Source organism: Buttiauxella sp. A111 (genome assembly GCF_014189855.1).
Taxonomy (GTDB): domain Bacteria; phylum Pseudomonadota; class Gammaproteobacteria; order Enterobacterales; family Enterobacteriaceae; genus Buttiauxella; species Buttiauxella selenatireducens.
The window spans coordinates 207,647-227,996 of record NZ_BJFN01000001.1 but is presented as its reverse complement, the minus strand read 5'-3'; the positions used below and the strand labels follow the sequence as shown (position 1 = coordinate 227,996).

General features: G+C 51.5%; 20 protein-coding genes. 9 read left to right on the top strand and 11 right to left on the bottom strand.

The features are described from left to right. Window positions 1-141 precede the first annotated feature (141 nt). The 3 genes from BSPA111_RS01005 to fabI form a co-directional block, all read right to left on the bottom strand. Complete coding sequence (locus BSPA111_RS01005; protein WP_183269361.1) at window positions 142-2,076, bottom strand: exoribonuclease II; 1,935 nt, start codon at window positions 2,074-2,076, stop codon at window positions 142-144. Window positions 2,077-2,171: 95 nt separating this feature from the next. After that, window positions 2,172-3,335 (bottom strand): carboxymuconolactone decarboxylase family protein, encoded by a 1,164-nt coding sequence (locus BSPA111_RS01000; protein ID WP_183269360.1) that lies wholly within the window; start codon window positions 3,333-3,335, stop codon window positions 2,172-2,174. A 228-nt stretch (window positions 3,336-3,563) separates the two neighbouring features. Then, the gene (gene fabI, locus BSPA111_RS00995; RefSeq protein WP_183269359.1) at window positions 3,564-4,355 is read right to left on the bottom strand and encodes an enoyl-ACP reductase FabI; all 792 of its coding nucleotides are present in this window, start codon (window positions 4,353-4,355) and stop codon (window positions 3,564-3,566) included. A 249-nt stretch (window positions 4,356-4,604) separates the two neighbouring features. Here fabI and BSPA111_RS00990 point away from each other — a divergent pair, with 249 nt between their 5' ends. Next, window positions 4,605-5,015: an SRPBCC domain-containing protein gene (locus BSPA111_RS00990; RefSeq protein WP_221200550.1), complete on the top strand. Its 411-nt coding sequence runs from the start codon at window positions 4,605-4,607 to the stop codon at window positions 5,013-5,015. 83 nt (window positions 5,016-5,098) lie between these two features. Here the strand turns inward: BSPA111_RS00990 and sapF are convergent, their stop codons facing one another. From sapF to pspF, 6 genes are all read right to left on the bottom strand, one after another. Beyond that, a complete protein-coding gene (gene sapF, locus BSPA111_RS00985) occupies window positions 5,099-5,905 on the bottom strand; it encodes a putrescine export ABC transporter ATP-binding protein SapF (RefSeq protein ID WP_183269358.1) in 807 nt (268 codons plus the stop codon). Beyond that, window positions 5,905-6,897, bottom strand: coding sequence for a putrescine export ABC transporter ATP-binding protein SapD (gene sapD / locus BSPA111_RS00980; RefSeq protein ID WP_183269357.1), 993 nt, complete (start codon window positions 6,895-6,897; stop codon window positions 5,905-5,907). The genes sapF and sapD overlap by 1 nt, the downstream gene beginning before the upstream one ends. Next, complete coding sequence (gene sapC, locus BSPA111_RS00975) at window positions 6,897-7,787, bottom strand: putrescine export ABC transporter permease SapC (RefSeq protein ID WP_183269356.1); 891 nt, start codon at window positions 7,785-7,787, stop codon at window positions 6,897-6,899. The genes sapD and sapC overlap by 1 nt, the downstream gene beginning before the upstream one ends. Continuing rightward, window positions 7,774-8,739 (bottom strand): putrescine export ABC transporter permease SapB, encoded by a 966-nt coding sequence (sapB, locus tag BSPA111_RS00970; protein WP_183269355.1) that lies wholly within the window; start codon window positions 8,737-8,739, stop codon window positions 7,774-7,776. The genes sapC and sapB overlap by 14 nt, the downstream gene beginning before the upstream one ends. Further along, entirely contained in the window at window positions 8,736-10,388 is a 1,653-nt protein-coding gene (gene sapA / locus BSPA111_RS00965; protein ID WP_183269354.1) for an ABC transporter substrate-binding protein SapA, read from the bottom strand. The genes sapB and sapA overlap by 4 nt, the downstream gene beginning before the upstream one ends. A gap of 250 nt (window positions 10,389-10,638) precedes the next feature. Further along, complete coding sequence (gene pspF / locus BSPA111_RS00960; protein WP_183269353.1) at window positions 10,639-11,637, bottom strand: phage shock protein operon transcriptional activator; 999 nt, start codon at window positions 11,635-11,637, stop codon at window positions 10,639-10,641. 171 nt (window positions 11,638-11,808) lie between these two features. Here pspF and pspA point away from each other — a divergent pair, with 171 nt between their 5' ends. The 7 genes from pspA (at window position 11,809) to tyrR (ending at window position 17,868) form a co-directional block, all read left to right on the top strand. Next, window positions 11,809-12,480 carry a phage shock protein PspA gene (pspA, locus tag BSPA111_RS00955; RefSeq protein ID WP_139876487.1) on the top strand — a complete coding sequence of 224 codons (672 nt, stop codon included), beginning with the start codon at window positions 11,809-11,811 and terminating at the stop codon, window positions 12,478-12,480. Between the two features lie 55 nt (window positions 12,481-12,535). Continuing rightward, the gene (pspB, locus tag BSPA111_RS00950) at window positions 12,536-12,763 is read left to right on the top strand and encodes an envelope stress response membrane protein PspB (protein ID WP_183269352.1); all 228 of its coding nucleotides are present in this window, start codon (window positions 12,536-12,538) and stop codon (window positions 12,761-12,763) included. Then, complete coding sequence (pspC, locus tag BSPA111_RS00945) at window positions 12,763-13,122, top strand: envelope stress response membrane protein PspC (RefSeq protein ID WP_183269351.1); 360 nt, start codon at window positions 12,763-12,765, stop codon at window positions 13,120-13,122. The genes pspB and pspC overlap by 1 nt, the downstream gene beginning before the upstream one ends. 196 nt (window positions 13,123-13,318) lie before the next feature. Next, on the top strand, window positions 13,319-13,537 hold the full coding sequence (pspD, locus tag BSPA111_RS00940) for a phage shock protein PspD (protein ID WP_183269350.1): 219 nt from the start codon (window positions 13,319-13,321) through the stop codon (window positions 13,535-13,537). Window positions 13,538-13,659: 122 nt separating this feature from the next. Next, window positions 13,660-15,057, top strand: coding sequence for a YcjX family protein (locus BSPA111_RS00935; protein ID WP_183269349.1), 1,398 nt, complete (start codon window positions 13,660-13,662; stop codon window positions 15,055-15,057). Next, window positions 15,054-16,115, top strand: coding sequence for a YcjF family protein (locus BSPA111_RS00930; protein WP_183269348.1), 1,062 nt, complete (start codon window positions 15,054-15,056; stop codon window positions 16,113-16,115). Before BSPA111_RS00935 ends, BSPA111_RS00930 begins: the two co-directional genes overlap by 4 nt. Before the next feature lie 190 nt (window positions 16,116-16,305). After that, window positions 16,306-17,868: a transcriptional regulator TyrR gene (gene tyrR / locus BSPA111_RS00925; protein WP_183269347.1), complete on the top strand. Its 1,563-nt coding sequence runs from the start codon at window positions 16,306-16,308 to the stop codon at window positions 17,866-17,868. Between the two features lie 34 nt (window positions 17,869-17,902). Here the strand turns inward: tyrR and tpx are convergent, their stop codons facing one another. Further along, the gene (gene tpx / locus BSPA111_RS00920) at window positions 17,903-18,409 is read right to left on the bottom strand and encodes a thiol peroxidase (protein WP_183269346.1); all 507 of its coding nucleotides are present in this window, start codon (window positions 18,407-18,409) and stop codon (window positions 17,903-17,905) included. Between the two features lie 141 nt (window positions 18,410-18,550). Between tpx and ycjG the strand changes: the two genes are divergently transcribed. Further along, window positions 18,551-19,516: an L-Ala-D/L-Glu epimerase gene (gene ycjG, locus BSPA111_RS00915; protein WP_183269345.1), complete on the top strand. Its 966-nt coding sequence runs from the start codon at window positions 18,551-18,553 to the stop codon at window positions 19,514-19,516. 16 nt (window positions 19,517-19,532) lie between these two features. Here ycjG and mpaA read toward each other — a convergent pair whose 3' ends face one another. Further along, window positions 19,533-20,240 carry a murein tripeptide amidase MpaA gene (gene mpaA / locus BSPA111_RS00910; protein ID WP_183269344.1) on the bottom strand — a complete coding sequence of 236 codons (708 nt, stop codon included), beginning with the start codon at window positions 20,238-20,240 and terminating at the stop codon, window positions 19,533-19,535. Window positions 20,241-20,350: the final 110 nt, after the last annotated feature.

The following is a 20,350-nucleotide window of genomic DNA, read 5'->3' as shown; positions in this document are numbered from 1 at the left end:
CGTTATAGCAAGTAAAAAAAGTGTTACGACTCTAATCATTTCCCGGGTGTGACTATTACTCAAAATCCGACCGAGAGAGAACAACGCAAAAAAAAAGCTGAACATGTGTTCAGCTTTTAAAGAAGATTTTTAAACTTGCGGTTAAATGGCAGGGCGAGCAATCACGCTACGCGTTTCCATTCGCACTTCTGCGATTGTCACATCAATCACATCAGTGACTTTGAATGCGACTTCACCTTTGATTTGAACCGTGCCACTTTCCTGGCTGCAAACCAGTTCGTCACGAACGGCGTGCAGGAACGGGGCAGGGATAAAAGCAACCGCGCCGTTATCAACCAAGCGAACACGCATCCCGCCACGGCTGACATCAATGATTTCAGCAGCAAATCGAGTATCCGTTCCAGCTTTGTCTTTCAGGAAGCGAGCATATAACCAATCACCGACATCACGTTCTGCCATGCGGTTCAGGCGGCGACGCTCAGCCATCTGTACGGTAATTTCATCCTGTGGACGTGCTGCGGTTTCACCTTTGATGATCGCTTTTAACAGGCGGTGGTTGATCATGTCGCCGTATTTACGAATAGGTGAAGTCCAGGTTGCATAAGCTTCCAGGCCAAGACCGTAATGCGGGCCAGGCTCGGTGCTGATTTCAGCAAACGACTGGTAGCGACGAATGCGGCTGTCCAGGAAACTGGTGGGTTGTGCATCGAGCTCACGGCGCAGTTTGCAGAAGCCGTTCAGGGTCAGCACTTCTTGCGCATCAACTTCCAGTCCATGGCCTTGCAGCATGGTTGCGAGTTGTTCAGTATTCGCTGGGTCAAAACCGGTATGGACGTTATAAACACCGAAACCGAGTTTTTCACGCAGCACAATTGCTGCGCAGACGTTGGCGGCAATCATTGATTCTTCAACGATGCGGTTCGCGATACGACGTGGCTCCGCGACGATATCCAGCACTTCGCCTTTTTCACCCAATACAAAGCGGTAATCAGGGCGATCTTTGAACACCAGCGCATGGGTACGACGCCAGTCAGCACGACTCTGGCAAACACGCTCTAACAGACGGATTTGCTTAGCGATAGCCTCGCCTGGTGGCTGCCAGTCGCCTTTTTCTTCCAGCCAATCGGAAACATCGTCATAAGCCAGTTTGGCTTTTGATTCGATAGTGGCCACGAAGAAGTTAATTTGATCGTCAATCGTGCCGTCTTGCGCGATAACCATGCGGCAAGCAACGACAGGACGCGTGACATTTGGACGCAATGAACACAAGTCGTCAGACAACTCGCGTGGTAGCATCGGGATGTTAAAGCCCGGCAAGTAGTTGGTGAACGCGCGAACTTTAGCAATATTGTCAAGCTTGCTGCCTTCAGCAATCCAGGCAGTAGGGTCGGCTATAGCAACAGTCAATTGCAACTTGCCATCGGCAAGCTCTTCCACGAACAGCGCGTCATCCATATCTTCGGTGCTGGCGCTATCAATGGTAACGAAATCCAGGGCGGTTAAATCTTCACGCACCAGGCCTTCATCCAACATTTCAGTCGCTACACCGTTAGGGGCTTCGCGCTCCAGATTGTGGCGTGACAGTGTCACCCACCATGGCGCAAGGTGATCGTCGCCGAAGGTGATGAACTGCGTCAATTCAGCGTAGAAACCACGGTCGCCTTTAAGCGGGTGGCGCTTCATTTCTGCAACGGCCCAGTCACCATTCTGGAAATCATGCGTCACGTTACGATCGGCGCGACACTGAATCGCATCGCGTAATAACGGATGATCCGGCACGATAGACAGGCGGTCGTCTTTACGTTGTACACGGCCAACAAACCGGCTGAGGAACGGTTCGATAAGCTCTTCTGGCTCAGCGGTTTCGCGGTCCTTGTCGGTGTGAATCACCGCGCTCACGCGGTCACCATGCATCACTTTTTTCATCTGCGGCGGCGGAATAAAGTAACTTTTCTGGGCATCCACTTCGAGGAAGCCAAAGCCTTTTTCCGTGCCTTTAACCACGCCTTCAACACGTGGAGTTTGGGAATGCAGTTGCTGTTTAAGCTGCGCGAGCAGCGGGTTATCCTGGAACATGTTTTTTAGTTTTCGTGGCCAAAAGAGCGGCTGACAGTTTTACGCGAAACCACCCTTTGCGGCAAGTGATGATTACCCTAAAAGCATGGGATATCCTATGCCTGGATGGCATTTCCCAGCCCAATTTTTAGTCGATTTAGCCAACCGTATAATGCAGAACACACCAGCAATCGCAATGCCTCATTCTTGCTAAAACCTTGCTCGAATAAGGGTTGAAGCTGGGCGGCGCTGAAACTACCCGGTGCGCGAGTTAATACACGTACAGCCTGAATAATTGCACGCTCCCGAGGATGATTGTGACTCCAGGCCTGTAACGCACGTTCCCCATTGCGTATCGCCTCGGGCAGAGCATTTTCCCCATGCCAGTGATCCGTCGCATCGCTAAAACAACTGACACTGCCGTTTATGCGCGCCGTCAGCAGGTTCACCAGCACGAGATCGTCATGAGTTGCTGCATTGGGTGGGAATAACAGGTGGGTTAGCTGACTCAGGACAGAAAGCGGCGGCGCATCATGAGCCAGCAGCCAACTCAGTGGGTTTAAAGCACGTTGTGCCAGGCTAACGTTCACCACTTCCAGTTGATATGTGTTCGCGTAACGTTGCTCGACAGGCGGTAATCCGGGCTGCCACAATTTATCCCCCTCAAGAAATAACTCCGCAGTGGCATCCTGTTGGGTATCAAGCCCGGGAATCCAGCGTACAGGTAGGCCCTGATGCGCATGGAAGAGAGCAATCACACGCGCCTGAAAGCCGATAAACCCGATCAACTGGTTAAAAGTCACTATGTCATTCACCGATAGGGCAACTTCATCGAGCTGTTGACGCGAAATATCATCAATCAATGTTGGCTGGCTGGCCAACTGGCGTGCGTACTGGGTAATTTGTGTCAGGCGGCGATTGCTTTCACGCGAGGAGTCAGGCCCTGGTTGTGGGGCAAGTCGCGCTGCGTAATGGTTACAAAGCCGCTGCACGCCATACACCTGTGCAACCGTAAGTGCGGTACTCAACCGGTCATAACTGCTTAGGGTGTGTAAACGGGTGACAGGGCTGTTGTCAGGCAGCAGAGCGTCTGCGGCATCACGAGCCACGGAAAGCCAGGCAGCTTCTGCTGCGCGTTGTTCAGCACTCAATTCCAGGTCGAGTAAAAAACGGTCTTCGAGGTAAGCGGCCTCGGGAACTAGCGGTAATACGGCGTCACTGCGGCTGGACTGAGTCTCATGATACCAGTGGCCTTTGCCAGAGATTCGGCGTTGTTCCATGGTCGTTCCTTGGTCAAAGAGTTTACAAGCCTGGGGGAAAACCCTGACGGCCTGATTCGCTGCTTTATCCTGGCGTAAGCGTGGGAGGCGACAAAAGAATGATCGGTGATAATAAATATCGGAAAGGTATAACTAACAGAAATTTGTCGTGCAGAGGGGCGGATGAAAAGGGGGGAGTGGCGTGATGATAACGGGGCGGACTGATGTCCACCCGCGTTGCGAACCGAATTAGTCTTTCAGTTCCAGTTCATTCATTGCAGCGATGCTGAAACCGCCGTCAACGTGCAGAACTTCACCTGAAACACCGGCAGACAGATCTGAACACAAGAACGCTGCGGAGTTACCCACATCTTCAATGGTCACAGTACGACGAATCGGGGTAACCGCTTCGCAATGTGACAGCATTTTACGGAAATCTTTAATGCCAGACGCGGCCAACGTACGGATTGGACCCGCAGAAATGGCGTTTACGCGCACACCTTCAGGACCCATCGCGTTCGCCATGTAGCGCACGTTAGCTTCCAGAGACGCTTTAGCCAGACCCATCACGTTGTAGTTAGGGATTGCACGTTCAGCACCCAGGTAAGACAGAGTCAGCAGAGCAGAACCTGGGTTGAGCATTTCGCGGCAAACTTTAGCCATCGCGACAAAGCTGTAAGAGCTGATGTCATGAGCGATTTTAAAGCCTTCACGGGTAACCGCATTCACGTAGTCGCCATCTAACTGGTCGCCAGGTGCGAAACCGATAGAGTGAACGAAGCCGTCAAACTTCGGCCAGGTTTTAGCCAACTCAGCAAACATTGCGTCGATGCTCGCATCTTCAGCCACGTCGCACGGCAGCACCAGGTTTGAACCCAGATCAGCTGCGAAGCCTTCAACACGGCCTTTCAGTTTTTCATTCTGGTAAGTGAAAGCCAGTTCAGCCCCTTCACGGTGCATCGCCTGTGCGATACCGTAGGCAATGGAGAGTTTACTGGCGACGCCAGTGATCAGAATGCGCTTACCGGTAAGAAAACCCATAGCTTTGAATCCTTATAGTTTCTGCTTATTTTATGACTGTAAAATCATTAAGTTACGATTGATTAGTCACAATTTTTCAACACGAAAGTGAAATTATATCCCACTCGGCGTCTGTTGTGTCACCTTATTTTTACGACCCTTACTGACTGGTTATCACGTCACCAGAGGTCGGAACAGCCAGAGTATGATTAACGTACTACGCTTTAGGGGATAATTTTTGTGTCCTGGTCACCCAGCATGTGGAGCGTAATGATGAAGATCAATGTCGAAACACGGGTTGACGCGCCCGTTGAGAAGGTTTGGCAGGCTTATATCGATCCGGAAGCCATTAAGCAGTGGAATACCGCATCTCCCGACTGGCACACGCCGACGGCAGAAGTAGATTTTCGTGAAGGTGGGCCATTCTCATTTCGCATGGAAGCCAAAGACGGCAGTATGGGTTTTGATTTTGCAGGTGTTTATACCCAGATTGTGCCGTATGAATTAATCGAATATCAGTTTGGTGAAAGAGAAGCGCGGATCGAATTTACGCCAGCAGAACACGGCGTTGATGTGCGTCTGGAATTCGACCCTGACGGCCAATATCCCGTTGAGCATCAAAAGAATGGTTGGCAGGCGATTCTGGATAATTTTGCGCGCTATGTTGAGGCGCAGTCCTAATGTTTGCAGGGAGGATAGTTTTATCCTCCCTGCAAACCGTCTGGCGTATGCCGGGTGAGCGAAGCGTCACCTGGAATTAATCGTTACCGGTCTTTGCGCCACGCATCTGCCGTCAGTGCCTCGCCAAAGTGGCTGGCAATCAGGCGTTTGGTCAAATCGTGGAGCGGGGAGGCGAGAACATCAGCAGTACTTCCTCGTTCCACCACTTCGCCCTGATGCAACACCATCACCTGGTCGCTGATGTGTTTCATCATGCCGATGTGCTGCGTCACGTAGATGTAGGCTATGCCCTGTTTTTCCTGAAGTTCTAACATCAGATTAATCAACTGCGAACGCATCGACATATCGAGCGAGGCGAGCGCTTCATCGGCAATAATGACTTTCGGACGCAGTATTAATGCCCGGGCCAACCCCAAACGCTGCTTTTGCCCAGGAGCAAGCATGTGCGGATAATAACTGGCATGGTCCGGAAGTAACCCCACCATTCTTAGCGTCTCGATAATCTGCTTCTGGCGCGCTTCCGGCTCCAGGTTGGTGTTCAGACGCAGCGGGAAATCGAGGATCTGTGAAATGCGCTGGCGGGGATTCAGCGAAGTGCTGGGATCCTGGAAAATCATACGAATATGCTGGCTTCGGTAGGTGTAGTCACCGTAATGCAGCAAATGGTCGTTAATGACCACTTCTCCCGTCGTCGGCTCCACCATGCCCGCGAGCATTTTAGCCAGCGTGGATTTGCCTGAGCCGTTTTCGCCAATAATCGCCAGCGTTTGTTTTTCACGTAAGGTGAAACTCAACGGTTTTACTGCGTCGACGTGCTGACGACGGAACAGGCCCGTGCGGTAACGAAACGTTTTACTTAAGTTACGGACTTCGAGTAGCGTTTCGACCATTACTGACTCTCCATATTCAGCGGGAAGTGGCAGGCATAAAGATGTGTTTTAGCCCCGGTCAGGCGAGGTGTTTCGATGCATTCACGTTGCGCATAAGGGCAACGAGGCCCGAGTCGACAGCCCATCGGCAGATGTTCCAGTAACGGGATAGCACCAGGCATCGTATTCAAGCGGCTTTTATGCGGCATTGAACGACCAAAGTCGGGAATGGCACGGATAAGCGCCTGAGTATACGGGTGATGCGGGGTGGTAATCAGTTCTTCACTGGGCGCACTTTCCACCGTTTGTCCGCAGTACATCACGTTAATTCTATCCGCCCACTGGCTCAGCATTTGCAAGTCGTGGCTTATCAGCAAAATTGTCGTGTTGTTGTACTGATTCAGGCGCGTCAGCAATTTGAAAATCTGCAATTGCGTCGTCGGTTCCATGGCGTTTGTCGGCTCATCGGCAATCAACAAACGTGGCTGGTTTGCCAGCGCAATAGCGATCATCACCTTCTGACACTCACCGTCTGTCAGTTCGTAGGGATAACTGCGCATTGCATCTTTATGGTCTTTAATTCCGACGCGGTGTAACAGTTCGATGGCTCGGCGTTTACGCCAGCCAAAACGTTTCCACCAACGGCCTTTAAACGTCCAGCCGGGGATGTTTTGCATCAACTGGCGACCCACGCGCTCGGAAGGGTCTAAACAGGATTGTGGTTCCTGGAAGATCATCGAAACGTTATGTCCAACCAGACGTCGGCGCTCTCGTCCGCTCAGGCGTAACAAGTCGATGTCATCAAAACGCATACGGTCCGCGGTGACGCGCCAGTTGTCTTTCGTGACGCCGCAAATCGCTTTTGCAATCAGGCTTTTGCCGGAGCCGGACTCACCCACCAAACCGCGGATTTCCCCTTCATTCAGGGTCATACTGACACGGTCAACGGCCTTGACCCACCCCTCGGAAGTCATAAATTCGATGGTGAGATTTCGGATATCAAGTAATGGCATTATTGCACCCCCGCATTGATTGCGCGGCGTAATCCATCGCCCAGCAGGTTGACCAGTAACACACTGATCATTATAGCAACTCCGGGCAACATCACGGTCCAGGGCGCCACATAAATCAACTCCAGTGCATCACCCAACATCGCGCCCCATTCTGGCGATGGAAGCTGGGCCCCTAAATCGAGAAAACCTAACGCAGCAATATCCAGAATGGCCATGGAGAGTGCGCGGGTGATTTCGGTAATCAGGATTGAGGCGGTATTTGGCATGACCGCAAACCACAGAATATTGAGCGTTGAAGCGCCGTCCAGACGAGCGGCAACGACGTAATCTTTTTCCAGTTCGTCATGCACGGCACTATAGACCGAACGCACCATTCGCGGCAGCAGCGCCAGCCACACGGCAAACATGGCGTGAACCAAATGCGGGCCAACAAACGCCACGACGATGATGGCCAGCAGAAGGGTAGGAATCGATAACAACGTATCCAGAATGTGGTTCAGAACCGCAGAGCGCAGGCCATGTGTGGAGCCTGCAATGACACCCAGAATGATCCCGAATACGGCAGCGGCCAGCGTCACAACAAACGCGCCACCGACGGTCGGCGCCGCACCACTTAACAAGCGGCTTAATACATCGCGCCCAAGGTCATCCGTACCGAGGAAGAACGACACATCGCCATAGCGTGACCAGGACGGTGGTAACAACTGATAACCCAGGAATTGCTGGTCGATCCCATAAGGGGCGAAAACGCTGCCAAACACGCACAACAGTACCAGCGCGCCGCAACCATACAGGCCAATCATCGCCGTGGTGTCGCCGTAAAATTTTCGCCAGGTCAGTCGCAGCGTACTCGGCGGGCGCTTCTCGCGATAGACGCTATCGTAAGGCATACCATTCCTTATGTGTCAGTGGGTTAGCCATAGCCCCCAAAATATCGGAGATAACGTTCACGATGATTACCAATGAACCAATGACCATCACGCCAGCAGAAATGGCCGTGTAGTCTTGTTGACGAATGGCGTTGATAAGCCATCGTCCAAGCCCCGGCCAGCTGAACACCACTTCGGTGATCATCGCCAGCGTTAACATCGTTGAAAACTGTAACCCCAGACGCGGGATCACCGGAGGCAGCGCATTGTGAAGCACGTGGCGATGCAAAATGGTCAGTCGCGATAAACCGCGTGTCGCCGCCGCTTTAATATAGTTTTGGTCAAACACGTCAATGGTGCTGAGGCGCATTAAACGAATCACTTCAGTGGTCGGGGCGACGGCAAGGGTGGCGACCGGTAAAATCATATGGCGTATGGCGCTGATGATCATTTCGTCACGATACGGCGAGTCAGATAGCCAGGCGTCAACCAGCGCAAAGCCAGTGACCGACTTCACTTCATAGAGTAAATCGAAACGGCCTGAAACGGGTAGCCAGCCTAACGTCAGTGAGAAAAACATCGTCAGTAGCAGCGCAAACCAAAATACCGGAATCGAAAAACCGACCAGCGCCAGAGCACTGATAAGCTTATCCTGCCATTTGTTATGCATGATCCCGGCCAGCATCCCCACAGGAATACCGATGAGCAGTGCCAGGCCAAATGCCAGAAAACAGAGTTCCATGGTAGCTGGGAACACGATACTCAACTGTTCGTTAATCGACTGACCATTAATACTTGATACGCCGAAATCCCAGTGCAGGATACTTTCAAACCAGAACACCCACGCGTTCCACAGCGACGCTCCTTGCAATGGTGCGTGCGGCGTGAAGTAGTTGAGGCTAAAGCCAATAAAGGTCAGAAAAAACAACGTCACCAGCAGCAACAGCAGGCGGCGCAAGGTATAGATGATCATGGTTTTTTCACCTCAACATTTTCACGGAAAACACCCGCAAACGATGCGTTACCAAACGGACTCAGCACCAGCCCTTTAATGTCGTAGCGATAGGCTTGCAGGCGCAGCGATGATGCCAGAGGCAGCACCGGTAACTGCTCTGCCAGAATATCCTGCGCTTCCCGATAAGCCTCAATACGCGACGCCAGTTGTTGAGAAGACAACGCTTTTTGCAGCACTTCATCAAATTCAGGATTACACCAGCGAGCATAGTTGGTCTGCGAACGAATCGCTGCGCAACTTAGCATCGGGCGAAAGAAGCTATCCGGATCGTTACTGTCAGTGGCCCAGCCCGCGAGGGTAAGGTCGTGGTTCATATCCATCAAACGAGCTTCCTGGAAGCGACCTTCGACCGGCACAATAATCACTTTCACGCCAATTTGGGCCATATCCGCCTGAATAAGCTCTGCCGTTTTCAACGGACTTGGGTTCCACGCCTGCGAGCTGGTTGGCACCCACAAGCGCAACTCCAGATTATTGATCCCCAGCGCTTTTAATTGCTGACGGGCTTTGGCGGGATTGTATTCGGTGATTTTGGAGTCGCTGTCATAGGCCCATGATGCGCGAGGCAAAATAGACGCGGCAGTTTCAGCGGTACCGTAGTAAATCGACTGCATCAGGCGCTGGTTATTAATCGCCAGTGCCAGCGCATGGCGAACTTCAGGATTATTTAATGGCGCTTTATTGGTATTGAACGCCAGATAAGCAATATTCATCCCCGGACGCAACGTAAGACGCAAACGCGGATCATCACGCAAAATCGTCAGCTGGCTGGCGGCAGGATAGGCGAGTACATCGCATTCGCCGGTGATAAGTTTCGACAAGCGTCCCGTACCGCCCGAGCCCAAATCCAACACCACTTGCGGCATTAACGGCACGCCGCGCCAGAATTTAGGGTGACGCGCGAGGCGAATATACTGCCCGGAACGATATTCGCTAATCTGGAACGGGCCGGTGCCAACCGGTTCGCGGTCCATCATCTCTTTTCGATCGGACTTAGCCAGTTGCGCGGCGTATTCCGCAGACATAACGGATGCGTAATGCGTTGCCATGTGCCACAGGAACGACGCATCTGGTTTTTCAAGACGGAACTCAACGGTATTGCTGTCCAGTTTACGGATGCTTTTTACGGAGTCCGGGAACTGAAGGCTGTCAAAATAAGGGTAATTGCCGCCGTTTACGCTGTGCCAGGGGTGGTTGCGGTTAAATACACGCTGGAAACTGAACACCACATCATCAGCATTAAGTGCACGAGTCGGTTTAAACCATGGTGTCGTCTGGAATTGAACATTAGGGCGTAGATGGAAACGGTAGGTTGCGCCGTTATCCAGCACTTCCCAGCTTTCGGCCAACTCAGGTACAAGGCGGTAAGTATAAGGATCAACATCTAATAACCGGTCATACAACTGTGCGGCAAGGGTGTCCACAGTCAACCCGCCGCTCGCCATCTGCGGATTAAAGGTGTTGACCTGACCGCTGACACAATAAACAAATCCGCTGTTACGGATATCTGCTGGCTTTTGGACAGGTGTTACCGCTGGGGGAGCAGCAAAAGCTACGCCACTCAGGCAGCTAACTGCCAGTAACAGGGAAGATACAATTGCGCGCATAAGTTTTTGAGTTTTCACGGGTGATAGCCAAAGTGTATCGTACTCTTGAGGGCTTCCCAAAATATGTCAGGCTATTTTGCTTTTTTTATAAACAATGCCTGCAAAAAAGGCAGGGGAATGCTGTTTTTTACAGCGTTTACGGCCTTCAGTGAGCCACTTCAAGCCGCATCGTTTGGTGAATAAAACGGCGTAACGCTCCACGAAAACAAAAGCTGAGTTGGCCAGCCATTCGTACGCTGGCTCATTTTTATCAGGATTCAGATTGCATAATCTGGTGTTTTTTGAGCAAAGCACGCAGTTGATGGTAAGTCAGTCCGAGCAAATCAGCGGCCTTACGCTGATTAAATCTCGCCTCTTTGAGGCTTTGTTCCACCAGCATTTTCTCTTGTTCATTTTGCCAGGCACGCAAATCCATCGGTAAAATCAGTGGGTTTTTATCATTCTGCGCGGACGGGGCGGGTTGCCGTGCAAACGGGTCAAGAATGACGTCGTCAACGGGCTCATCGCTTGTGCCATGGCGATAAACTGAACGTTCCACCACGTTTTTCAGCTCACGAATGTTGCCAGGCCAGCGGTAATTAAGCAGCGTTAATTGCGCTTGCTCAGTAAATCCGGGGAACAGGGGCAGTTGTAGCTCGCGGCACATCTGAATCGCAAAATGCTCGGCCATTAACATGATGTCGGGCTGGCGCTCGCGTAATGGTGGGAGTTTGACGACATCAAATGCCAGTCTGTCGAGTAAATCGGCGCGGAACTTGCCTTCCTCTGCAAGTTTTGGCAGATCAGCGTTGGTTGCGCAAACCAGACGCACATTCACCTGTAACGGCTGACTCCCGCCGACACGCTCCAGTTCGCCATATTCCACCACGCGTAGTAGCTTTTCCTGCACCATCATTGGCGCGGTTGCCAGTTCATCCAGAAACAGCGTACCTCCATCGGCACGTTCAAAACGTCCCGGATGACGTTTTTGCGCACCAGTAAAGGCACCTGCTTCATGCCCAAACAGCTCGGAATCCAGCAAATTATCATTCAGAGCTGCGCAGTTAAGTGAAATAAACGGCCCTTGCCAACGGCGCGACAGGAAGTGAAGGCGGTTAGCAATCAACTCCTTACCGGTACCGCGCTCACCAATCACTAACACGGGCTTTTCAAGGGGGGCCAGCCGCGAGACTTGTTCCAGAACCTCAAGAAAACTGTTTGCCTCGCCAATCAGGTTATCTTTGCTATCTGCCATGATTAAATTAACCAATAGTTAGTGAATTTAACCACTATAACCGTTATGAATGATGAGTCAAATTTAATCATTTTCTTTAAAATCAATGAAATAAAAAGTTGGCATGCCCATTGCAGTGTGTAATTCGTGAAACTGTTTTGAGCAAGGTGCCAGGCACCTGAAATAATGACTAAAGAGGATTGAATTATGGGTATTTTTTCTCGTTTTGCCGACATCGTGAATGCCAACATCAACTCACTGCTTGAGAAAGCAGAAGACCCGCAGAAGCTGGTGCGCCTGATGATTCAGGAAATGGAAGACACGTTGGTTGAAGTACGTTCAACCTCAGCACGTGCGTTGGCTGAAAAGAAACAGCTTTCCCGTCGTGTAGAACAAGCGACCGCACAGCAAGCTGAATGGCAGGAAAAAGCGGAGTTGGCGCTGCGTAAAGATAAAGAAGATTTGGCTCGTGCAGCGTTAATCGAAAAACAAAAAATGACCGACATGATCGCCACCCTGGAAGATGAAGTGGTACATGTTGATGAAACCCTGGCGCGTATGAAAAAAGAGATTGGCGAGCTTGAGAATAAACTCAGCGAAACCCGCGCGCGCCAGCAAGCATTGACGCTGCGTCATCAGGCGGCATCTTCTTCCCGTGATGTTCGCCGCCAGTTAGACAGCGGAAAAATCGACGAAGCGATGGCACGTTTTGAATCCTTCGAGCGCCGTATCGATCAGATGGAATCTGAAGCGGAAAGCCACAGTTTTGGCAAACAAAAGAGCCTCGATTCGCAGTTTGCTGAACTTAAAGCAGACGATGAAATCAGCGAACAACTGGCTGCGCTGAAAGCTAAAATGAACAATCAGGATCGTGGTTAATTTTTAGCAACTGCGGCGTATGCCGCAGTTCGCCTGACTTGTAAAAGGAGTACACATGAGCGCGCTTTTTATTGCCATCCCGTTAACGATTTTTGTGTTGTTTGTCGCCCCCATCTGGCTGTGGTTGCATTACAACAACCGCGCTGAAAACGGCGGGAATCTTTCTCAGGGCGAACAACAACGATTGGCACAACTGACTGACGATGCTCGTCGTATGCGTGAACGTATTCAGGCGCTGGAGCAGATCCTGGATGCAGAACATCCGAACTGGAGAGACAAATAATGGTTAATTCATTTTCCGGTCGTAAATTATGGCGTATCCCAGAAAAAGGGATGGTGAAAGGGGTGTGTGCCGGTATCGCACAATACCTTGATGTTCCGGTGAAACTGGTACGCCTGATTACTTTTTTAGCGATGATTTTTGGCCTGTTCTTTTTTGTCATCGTGGCCTACATCGCCCTGACTTTCATTCTTGATCCTATGCCTGCGGGTGCAGACCAGGTAAAGCCGCAACCGACTAGCCGTGATTTACTCGACGAAGTCGATGCCCAATTAGCGGCGGGTGAACAACGTTTGCGTTCTATGGAGCGCTATATAACCTCTGATACTTTCACGTTACGTAGCCGTTTTCGTCAGTTGTAAACCATCCTCACCCTAACCCTCTCCTTGAAGGAGAGGGAATAGACCGGATTTCTCCCTTGAAGGTGAGAGGACGTACATTTTTCTCCCTTGAAGGTGAGGGGATGTACATTTTTCTCCCTCTCCTGGGGGAGAGGGCCGGGGTGAGGGCGACCAGGCAAGATCACAGCACCATTTCAACACTCGGAGACTCAATCCCATGGCAACATTTCGCACCACGGCGCAGAAAGCCAAACCCGGCCTGAAAATTGTCGGCAAATTAGTGTTGCTGACGGCCCTGCGTTACGGTCCGGCAGGTGTCGCGGGATGGGCGGTTAAGTCCGTTGCGCGTCGTCCGCTGAAAATGCTGCTGGCGCTGACACTCGAACCACTACTTGCCCGTGTTTTACGTAAAATGTCGGCGCGCGTTGCAAAGTAAGCTTTTCTCCACGTTTTTGATTTCCCATTCATTTGTCATTGATTCGGCATTAACAACCCATATTTATTACAATCAATGAAGATTCTCCTCAGTTGAGGGCGACGATCGCAACCAGGATGCATATGAAAAGAATCAAAAATGAATTTAATGCCCTGATGAACCGGGGTGTGGACAGACATTTACGCCTTGCCGTTACCGGTTTAAGCCGTAGCGGCAAGACGGCATTTATCACCTCGATGGTGAATCAATTATTAAGCGTGCATAACGGTGCGCGTTTACCACTGCTAAACGCGGTGCGAGAAGAACGCTTACTCGGCGTAAAACGCGTGCCGCAGCGGGATTTAGGCATTCAGCGTTTTACTTATGATGAAGGCCTGGCGCAGCTTTATGGCTCACCGCCGAGCTGGCCGACGCCAACCCGTGGCGTCAGTGAAATGCGCCTGGCACTCCGCTATCGCTCAAACGACTCGCTGCTACGCCATTTTAAAGACACCTCAACGTTGTATCTGGAGATAGTCGACTATCCAGGCGAATGGTTGTTGGACTTACCGATGCTGGCGCAAAATTACCTGTCATGGTCGCGCCAGATGACCAGCCTGCTAACGGGCGACCGCGGTGAATGGTCAGCGGTTTGGCGTAAGTTATGCGAAGGGCTGGACCCACTGGCGCCAGCCGATGAGAACCGACTTGCCGAGATTTCAGAAGCGTGGACGGAATACCTGCTGCGCTGTAAGCGTGAAGGGTTGCACTTTATCCAACCGGGTCGTTTTGTCTTACCCGGCGATATGGCGGGCGCACCGGCGCTGCAATTCTTCCCGTGGCCGGATGTGGACGATGTTGGTGAATCTAAACTCGCTCAGGCTGACAAAACCACCAATATTGGCATGCTGCGCACGCGATTTGATTACTACTGTGAAAAAGTAGTGAAAGGATTTTATAAAAATCACTTCCTGCGTTTTGACCGGCAAATTGTGCTGGTGGATTGTTTGCAACCGCTCAACAGCGGCCCGCAGGCGTTTAACGATATGCGTCTTGCACTGACACAATTGATGCAAAGTTTCCATTACGGACAGCGCACGCTGTTCCGTCGTCTGTTTTCGCCTGTCATCGACAAATTATTATTCGCGGCCACTAAAGCCGACCACGTCACCGTTGATCAACACGCCAATATGGTGGCGCTGCTTCAGCAACTGGTACAGGACGCCTGGCAAAATGCAGCCTTTGAAGGTATCGACATGGACTGTATGGGACTTGCGTCAGTGCAGGCAACACAAAGTGGTTTGGTCGATGTGAAAGGGGAACAAATTCCGGCGCTACGCGGTAATCGGTTGAGCGATGGTGAGCCGTTGACTGTTTATCCAGGCGACGTTCCGGCACGTTTACCGGGTAGCGCATTCTGGGAAAAACAGGGTTTTCAGTTTGAACAGTTCCGCCCACAAGCCATGGATGTTGACCGGCCGATGCCACACATTCGGATGGACGCGGCACTGGAGTTTTTAATTGGGGATAAATTGCGATGAACGAACCATTAAAACCGCGTGTCGATTTCGCGCAACCACTGGATGTGGAAAAAGAACCGAGTTTTAAAGCCGCACATGCTTTTAGCGAACCTGAAGCGGAAAAATTTATTCCAGCCTTAAACTCGCTGGACGAAGTGGAAGACGAAGGACAGGCCGAAGCGGTTATTGAAGCCGCACTACACCCAAAACGCAGCCTGTGGCGGCGCATGGTTCAGGTGGGACTTGGACTGTTCGGCGTCAGCGTGGTAGCGCAAGGGATTCAGTGGACGCACAACGCTTTTGTTACGCAGGACTGGATAGCGCTCGGCGGGGGGATTGCTGGAGGGTTGATCATCGCCGCGGGTGTCGGTTCGGTAGCAACTGAATGGCGTCGTTTATGGCGCTTGCGCCAGCGAGCAGATGAACGTGATGAAGCACGTGATTTGATGCATAGCCATGGCATGGGAAAAGGGCGGGCATTTTGTGAAAAACTGGCGCGTCAGGCTGGGCTTGATCATGGGCATCCTGCATTACAACGCTGGTACGCGGCGATTCATGAAACGCAAAATGATCGCGAAGTGGTTGAGTTGTACGCCCGTTTGGTGCAACCCGTTCTCGATAACCAGGCGCGGCGGGAAATTAGCCGTTCGGCAGCTGAATCGACCTTAATGATCGCGGTTAGCCCGCTGGCGCTGGTGGATATGGCCTTTATCGCCTGGCGTAATTTGCGATTAATTAACCGTATTGCCACGCTGTACGGCATCGAACTGGGTTATTTCAGCCGCATCCGCTTGTTCCGTCTGGTGTTATTGAATATCGCTTTTGCGGGGGCCAGTGAGCTGGTGCGCGAAGTTGGGATGGACTGGATTGGCCAGGATCTCGCGGCGCGACTTTCCACACGAGCCGCACAGGGGATTGGTGCTGGACTACTGACGGCGCGTTTGGGGATCAAAGCGATGGAGCTGTGCCGTCCGTTACCATGGATTGACGGTGATAAACCCCGGCTGGGGGACTTCCGTAAACAGTTGCTGGTACAACTCAAAGAAACGATGAGTAAATCATCCGCACAATCTAAGTAAATTAGTGGATGTCGCTGCACTAATCCCGAAACAGTAGTTTTTCATAGGGTAAATTGGGGCTGCGACATCCTGTAACACAAATCTCGCAAACCCTGCATTTATCTGTCAACTTTTCCTGACACATCATATACGTCTGGAGTATTATTGGCGCACTCAATGACTCCGCTTAATGCAATTGAAGGACATCTCCATGCGTCTGGAAGTCTTTTGCCAGGACCGCCTTGGTCTGACTCGAGAATTACTTGATTTACTAGTGCTGCGTAGTATCGATTTGCGAGGTATCGAAATTGATCCCATTGGGATCATCTACCTCAATTTTTCCACTCTGGATTTCGACTCATTTAGCAGCCTGATGGCTGAAATCCGTCGAATTCCTGGCGTGAGAGACGTGCGCACGGTGCCGTGGATGCCGTCAGAGCGCGAGCACCGCGCCCTGAGCGCCTTGCTGGAAGCGCTGCCAGAGCCGGTTTTGTCGCTGGATATGAAAAGCAAAGTGGAGATGGCGAACCCGGCAAGTTGCGCACTGTTTGGGCAAAACGAAGATAAGTTGCGTAACCATAACGCAGCAAGCCTGGTGAACGGTTTTAACTTTATGCGTTGGCTTGAAAGCGCGCCGGTGGAGTCGCATACCGAACATGTGGTTATCAACGGGCAAAATTTCCTGATGGAAATCACGCCGGTTCATTTAGATAACGAAAACGAAGGTACTTCGCTTGTCGGTGCGGTGGTGATGCTGCGTTCCACGGTGCGTATGGGCCGCCAACTGCAAAATCTTTCTAATACCGATGTGGGGGCATTCAGTCAGATTGTCGCCTTCAGCCCAAAAATGCGCCATGTCGTCGATCAGGCGCATAAACTGGCAATGCTTAACGCACCGCTGCTGATTGTGGGTGATACCGGTACGGGTAAAGATCTGCTGGCACATGCCTGCCATCTGGGTAGCCCACGAGCACAAAAACCTTACCTGGCACTGAATTGCGGTTCGATGCCGGATGATGTGGTTGAAAGCGAGCTGTTTGGCCATGCACCAGGCGCTTATGCTAATGCCGTCGAAGGTAAAAAAGGCTTCTTTGAACAGGCGAACGGTGGTTCTGTTCTGCTGGATGAAATCGGTGAAATGTCGCCCCGCATGCAGACTAAATTGCTGCGTTTCCTCAACGATGGAACATTCCGTCGAGTGGGAGAAGAGCATGAAGTGCATGTTGATGTGCGGGTGATCTGCGCCACGCAAAAGAACTTGATCGAGATGGTGCAAAAAGGGGAGTTCCGCGAAGACCTCTATTATCGTCTGAACGTTCTGACGCTGAATCTGCCACCGCTGCGTGACAGGCCGCAAGATATCATGCCGCTGACTGAACTGTTTGTTGCGCGATTTGCCGATGAGCAAGGGGTGCCGCGTCCAAAACTGGCTAACGACTTGAGCAACGTGCTCACGCGTTACGGTTGGCCAGGTAATGTGCGTCAGTTAAAAAATGCGATTTATCGCGCACTAACGCAATTAGAAGGTTACGAGCTTCGCCCACAAGACATTCTGCTCCCTGATTTTGATACAGCGAGTTTGGTGGTTGGGGAAGAGGCGATGGAAGGATCGCTGGATGATATTACCAGCCGCTTTGAACGTTCAGTGCTGACGCAGCTTTATCGCACCTATCCAAGTACGCGTAAGCTTGCTAAACGTCTTGGCGTTTCGCATACCGCGATTGCTAATAAATTGCGTGAATATGGATTGAGCCAAAGAAAAACGGAAGAGTAATAACAATGCCCCCGGTTCTCGGGGGCATTCACACTTAAGCCTGAAGGGCTTCCAGTGCTGCGGCATAATCCGGCTCGTTAGTGATTTCATTCACTAACTGGCTGAATACCACTTCATTTTTCTCATTCAGAACGACGACTGCACGTGCAGTCAGGCCTTTCAGAGCGCCTTCAGCAATACCCACGCCATAAGCCTGCTGGAATTCCGGGTTACGCAGTGTAGACAGCGTAATCACGTTGCTCAGGCCTTCAGCGCCGCAGAAGCGAGACTGTGCAAATGGCAGATCGGCAGAAACACACAGAACAACGGTGTTATCCATCTCAGTCGCCAGTTGGTTGAATTTGCGCACGGAAGCGGCACACACGCCGGTATCGATGCTTGGGAAAATGTTCAGTACTTTACGTTTTCCATCAAACTGGCTCAGTGCAACATCAGAGAGATCTTTTGCTACCAGAGAAAAAGCTTCAGCTTTGTTGCCAACTTGTGGGATCTGACCTGCAACCGCTACAGGGTTGCCCTGGAAATGAACGATTTGTGACATGTTTGATTTTCCTGTTTACATATAATTAACGCCGCGAACAGTGTATGTCAGTATTCATCGTCTGAATATAAAAAACTGATACTGCAAGTGAAAGTGTTCTCTGGCTATACTCAGCGAAAGTCCTGGCGCACTGGAAAACTAATGAGAACAGTTAAGGTTTATCAAGAAGCATGGCCTCTTCACACGCCATTTGTGATTTCTCGCGGCACCCGCAGCGAAGCCGTCGTGGTGGTCGTGGAGCTTGAAGAAGATGGGATTAAAGCAGTCGGCGAGTGCACGCCGTATCCACGCTACGGAGAAAGCGCGGTTTCGGTACTGGCACAAATTACCGCCATTATTCCGCAGCTCGAAAAGACGTTAACACGTGAACAATTACAAGAACTGCTTCCGGCCGGTGCGGCGCGAAATGCAGTCGACAGCGCTTTGTGGGATCTCGAAGCACGGCGAAGTCAACGTACCCTTGCGTATGCCGCAGGTGTTGAGCTTCCAGAATTAATCACGACTGCGCAGACTGTGAGCATTGCTGAACCAGAGCAAATGGCGGCGGCGGCTAAAATATTGTGGGATAAAGGCGCGCGTTTGCTGAAGGTCAAAATTGATGACCGATTAATCACCGAGCGTATGGTTGCTATCCGTGCCGCAGTACCCGAAGCGGTGCTGATTGTGGATGCCAACGAAGCCTGGCACAGTGACGGGTTGGCTGCGCGTTGCCAATTGTTGGCCGATCTTAATGTGGCGATGCTTGAGCAACCCTTACCTGCGGGGCAAGACAGCGCACTGACGAACTTTATCCATCCATTGCCTATCTGCGCTGATGAAAGCTGCCACACTCGCGAAAGCCTGGCGGAGCTGAAAGGGCGCTATGAGATGGTCAATGTGAAACTGGATAAAACCGGAGGGTTAACGGAGGCGCTGGCACTCACTCAGGCTGCTCGTGAGCAAGGTTTTGATGTGATGTTAGGCTGCATGTTATGTACCTCGCGGGCAATAGCTGCCGCGTTGCCGCTGGCAGCTAAAGTGCGTTTTGCCGATCTCGATGGGCCAACGTGGCTGGCGGTGGATGTCACCCCAGGGTTGCACTTCGAAACCGGCAAACTCTATCCGTAATTAGTCCGTTACGGCTTTACTTTTGCCAGTGTAAAAGCCCCATCATGGCATGCAGATACCGCTCACTCGCTTCGTCAGCTGAGATGGGCGGGAATTCTGCGGTAATGCACGGCAGATCTAAATCTGCACACCAACTGCCAAACGAACCCGGCGTCTCGTATCCTACGCTTGTGACCAGCGGCAACTCAAACTCTTTGGCAAGCCATGCGCCCAACGGGGAGTTATCTGGATCTTCTATGCATCCTAAAGGATCGTGGAAGGAGACAACCCAGGCAGGTTGCAAGGTATGAATCAACTGGCAAAGGGCGGCAGTTTCCGGCTCAGACCCCGGTTTGTTTCCGGTGGACAACACCACATCACGTTTATCCGCGCTGCTGTTCCAACGATAAACCGTTTCTCCCGATTTCCAGTTCGCAGCAGGGAAGTTACGATTTAAATCAACCCCGTTGGCGTTGGCGCGTAAACCAAGCTGGCAGCCGTCTGGATTCACGGCAAGAACCACATGGTGGTGGCGGTGTTCCGGCTCGAGCGTGCGTAACGCGCATGACAGAGTGACCATCGCAGCATTTTCATCGCCATGCGTTCCCGCAATAATTAACCCGCTGCGTTGTTCACCCGGTGTTGCCGGGAACCAAATCAATGGTGCGCCAAACACAGATTTCCCATAACGTTCGGAGCCGTGTGGCAAATGGCCGCGTTGTGAGCGAGGACGGTGGCCTGACATAATGTTCCTTAAAGTGCTTTGATTTTTATTGTTGATAGTAATAGCAGTGATTTAAAAAAAACTCATCTGAAACAAACTTATGTCAGCCCTGTTGTGAAACTTCTCAAACA

What these genes read in the sequence shown, in the direction of transcription:
- BSPA111_RS01005 (WP_183269361.1), bottom strand. Translation starts at nt 2,076, where the DNA reads ATGTTCCAGGATAACCCGCTGCTCGCGCAGCTTAAACAGCAACTGCAT.
- BSPA111_RS01000 (WP_183269360.1), bottom strand. Translation starts at nt 3,335, where the DNA reads ATGGAACAACGCCGAATCTCTGGCAAAGGCCACTGGTATCATGAGACT.
- fabI (WP_183269359.1), bottom strand. Translation starts at nt 4,355, where the DNA reads ATGGGTTTTCTTACCGGTAAGCGCATTCTGATCACTGGCGTCGCCAGT.
- BSPA111_RS00990 (WP_221200550.1), top strand. Translation starts at nt 4,605, where the DNA reads ATGATGAAGATCAATGTCGAAACACGGGTTGACGCGCCCGTTGAGAAG.
- sapF (WP_183269358.1), bottom strand. Translation starts at nt 5,905, where the DNA reads ATGGTCGAAACGCTACTCGAAGTCCGTAACTTAAGTAAAACGTTTCGT.
- sapD (WP_183269357.1), bottom strand. Translation starts at nt 6,897, where the DNA reads ATGCCATTACTTGATATCCGAAATCTCACCATCGAATTTATGACTTCC.
- sapC (WP_183269356.1), bottom strand. Translation starts at nt 7,787, where the DNA reads ATGCCTTACGATAGCGTCTATCGCGAGAAGCGCCCGCCGAGTACGCTG.
- sapB (WP_183269355.1), bottom strand. Translation starts at nt 8,739, where the DNA reads ATGATCATCTATACCTTGCGCCGCCTGCTGTTGCTGCTGGTGACGTTG.
- sapA (WP_183269354.1), bottom strand. Translation starts at nt 10,388, where the DNA reads ATGCGCGCAATTGTATCTTCCCTGTTACTGGCAGTTAGCTGCCTGAGT.
- pspA (WP_139876487.1), top strand. Translation starts at nt 11,809, where the DNA reads ATGGGTATTTTTTCTCGTTTTGCCGACATCGTGAATGCCAACATCAAC.
- pspB (WP_183269352.1), top strand. Translation starts at nt 12,536, where the DNA reads ATGAGCGCGCTTTTTATTGCCATCCCGTTAACGATTTTTGTGTTGTTT.
- pspC (WP_183269351.1), top strand. Translation starts at nt 12,763, where the DNA reads ATGGTTAATTCATTTTCCGGTCGTAAATTATGGCGTATCCCAGAAAAA.
- pspD (WP_183269350.1), top strand. Translation starts at nt 13,319, where the DNA reads ATGGCAACATTTCGCACCACGGCGCAGAAAGCCAAACCCGGCCTGAAA.
- BSPA111_RS00935 (WP_183269349.1), top strand. Translation starts at nt 13,660, where the DNA reads ATGAAAAGAATCAAAAATGAATTTAATGCCCTGATGAACCGGGGTGTG.
- BSPA111_RS00930 (WP_183269348.1), top strand. Translation starts at nt 15,054, where the DNA reads ATGAACGAACCATTAAAACCGCGTGTCGATTTCGCGCAACCACTGGAT.
- tyrR (WP_183269347.1), top strand. Translation starts at nt 16,306, where the DNA reads ATGCGTCTGGAAGTCTTTTGCCAGGACCGCCTTGGTCTGACTCGAGAA.
- tpx (WP_183269346.1), bottom strand. Translation starts at nt 18,409, where the DNA reads ATGTCACAAATCGTTCATTTCCAGGGCAACCCTGTAGCGGTTGCAGGT.
- ycjG (WP_183269345.1), top strand. Translation starts at nt 18,551, where the DNA reads ATGAGAACAGTTAAGGTTTATCAAGAAGCATGGCCTCTTCACACGCCA.
- mpaA (WP_183269344.1), bottom strand. Translation starts at nt 20,240, where the DNA reads ATGTCAGGCCACCGTCCTCGCTCACAACGCGGCCATTTGCCACACGGC.